Raw genomic sequence first — 2,574 nt, 5'->3', positions numbered from 1 at the left:
TCCCAACCCATGCCGCCAAAGTACTGCGTCAATTCTTCGTTCGATTTGCGGTCGAGGATCGTCGGGTTGGAGATTTTGCCGCCGTTCAGGTACAGGATCGGCAAAACGGCGCCGTCCGTAACTGGATTGATGAACACATTGGAGAACCAACCAGCCGCCAACGGACCGGTTTCAGCTTCCCCGTCACCAACAACAGTCGCTGCAATCACTTCCGGATTGTCGAAGATGGCTCCAGTGGCATGGGAAAGTGAATAGCCCAGTTCGCCGCCTTCATGGATCGATCCGGGTGTTTCCGGTGCCGCATGGGAAGCAACCCCGCCGGGGAAGGAGAATTGTTTGTAGAGTTTCGTCAAGCCTTCCAGATCCTCGGTGATGTCCGGATAGATTTCCGTATAGGATCCGTCCAGATAGGAGTTCGAAACCATGACTTGGCCGCCATGTCCCGGACCTTCGACGTAGAACATGTTCAGGTCATATTTGTTGATGACGCGGTTCAAGTGGGCATAGATGAAGTTCTGCCCGGAGATCGTTCCCCAGTGGCCGATTGGATGGAGTTTCACATCGGTTTCCTCGATCGGGCGTTGCAGCAAAGGATTGTCCTTCAGGTACAGTTGTCCCACGGAGATGAAATTGGCGGCGCGCCAGAAGGCATCCACCTTGTCCAGATACTCTTTTGAATCAAATGCAGTCATTTTTGTTGCTCCTTTTCATTTTTTATTATTGAAAACGCTTGCCAAAGCTTTCACAAATGTCCTCCAAAAAATCGGTTTGACGATTTTCTGTCAAACCGATCGAAAAAAACTATTTGATTAAGGCTACTTCAAGGCCGACCAGTTTTGCCCAAGCCAGGATCTGATCTGTGCTCAAACTCAAGGAAACGACCGTGTGGTGGCCGCCGCCAGCTTCTATCCAAGCGCGGATGCCGTCATGGAAATTCGGTTTCACTTCCCACAGGACGCGTGCGACAGGAAGGTTCGGAGCTGCCTCAGTCGGTTCAAAAGCAAGAACTTCATTCACCAACAGTTTGTAGTGCGTTCCGAAGTCGGCCATCGAAACGACAACGCCGTCCCCGGCTTTACCATCGAAGACGAGGCGGGCAGGCTCTTCACGATTACCCATCGATAATGGCGCGATCAAAATTTTTGGTTTGTTAACTGCCAGTCCTGGATCGACTTCCAACATATGCGATTGCAGGATCGCTTCTCTGCCTTCAGCCATTTCATACGTGTAGTCTTCCATAAAGCCGGTGTCGATGTTGTGGGACATGATCTTCATCAAGCGGTCGATTGCTGCTGTTTTCCAGTCGCCTTCGCCTGCGAATCCGTAGCCTTCCGCCATCAGACGTTGCACGGCCAAACCAGGCAACTGTTGCAAGCCATGCAGATCTTCGAAGTTTGACGTAAAGGCAGTATAGCCGCCCGCTTCCAAGAAACGACGGATGCCGATTTCCTGACGTGCCTGCACTTTTACGTGCGCTTCCCATTTGCCTTGTTCATAATCGCCGTAGTCGAAATCATACAAATCTTTGTATTCATTGAATAAAGCATCGACTTCTGCATCTGCGACCGCATCGACATAGTCCACTAGATCCCTGATGCCGTAGTAATCGACTGTCCAGCCGAATTGGATTTGTGCTTCCACTTTATCGCCTTCCGTCACGGCAACGTTACGCATGTTATCGCCGAAACGCGCCACTTTGATGGAGAAGCTCTCATTGTAGGCTACCGCAACGTCCATCCATTCCGCGATTTGGGTTTGGACATTTTCACGTTCCCAATAGCCGACAACGACTTTGTTGTTCTTTTTCAGACGCGCATTGATGAAGCCGTACTCGCGGTCGCCATGTGCTGCTTGGTTCAAGTTCATGAAATCCATATCGATTGTTGCCCATGGAATGCTTTCGTTGAATTGCGTTGCCAGATGCAATAACGGTTTTTGCAGCAATTTCGTGCCGCGGATCCACATTTTGGCTGGCGAGAAGGTATGCATCCAAGTGATGACACCTGCCACATCATCACGGTAATTCACTTCTTTCATGATCTTCGTGATCGTATCGGCTGTTACCGCCAATTCCTGCAGCACAAGCGGATAAGGCAGTTTGCCGCTGTTGTTCAGGCTTTCCACGATGACCGCCGCATTATTTTTAACTGTCTGCAAAGCTTCTTCACCATATAAATGTTGTGAACCGACTACGAACCAAAATTCTTTTTTCCCTACTTCTAACATATTTTCAGCTCCCTTATTTTTTTTGCCCGTAATAGGCGTTCTCTCCGTGTTTTCGCAAATAATGTTTATCCAGAATGCGCTGCGGCAGTTCCTCCGCGAAGGCATTCAACTGACGGGCGAACAGATTGGTTTTGCAGACCTCGTCCAATACGACGGCATTCAGTACTGCCCCTTTGGCGTCCTTGGCCCAAGTGAAGGGCCCGTGCCCATGCAGCAATACGCCGGGAACTTCCATCGGTTTGATGCCGCGTTCGCGGAACGTTTCCACGATGGCATTGCCCGTCTCTTCCTCGTAACCCCGGTCGATTTCCGCTTGCGTCAGGAAACGGGCGCAGGGAACCGTGCCGT

At 50.6% G+C, this 2,574-nt stretch carries 2 protein-coding genes and 1 pseudogene; all 3 read right to left on the bottom strand.

Annotation, left to right across the window (positions count from 1 at the left end; all coding sequences use genetic code 11):
- Positions 1–692: pseudogene (locus WBV27_RS10590) on the bottom strand (phosphoketolase); the annotation flags it as partial.
- A gap of 109 nt (positions 693–801) precedes the next feature.
- Positions 802–2,226 carry an L-arabinose isomerase gene (gene araA / locus WBV27_RS10585; RefSeq protein WP_424201896.1) on the bottom strand — a complete coding sequence of 475 codons (1,425 nt, stop codon included), beginning with the start codon at positions 2,224–2,226 and terminating at the stop codon, positions 802–804.
- A gap of 13 nt (positions 2,227–2,239) precedes the next feature.
- The coding region (locus WBV27_RS10580) for a class II aldolase/adducin family protein (protein ID WP_424201894.1) at positions 2,240–2,574 on the bottom strand (335 nt) is incomplete at its 5' end.

This window comes from Trichococcus sp. (assembly GCF_049589555.1).
GTDB lineage: Bacteria > Bacillota > Bacilli > Lactobacillales > Aerococcaceae > Trichococcus.
The sequence above is the reverse complement of the archived record's forward strand: the minus strand, read 5'-3'. Positions and strand labels throughout refer to the sequence as shown.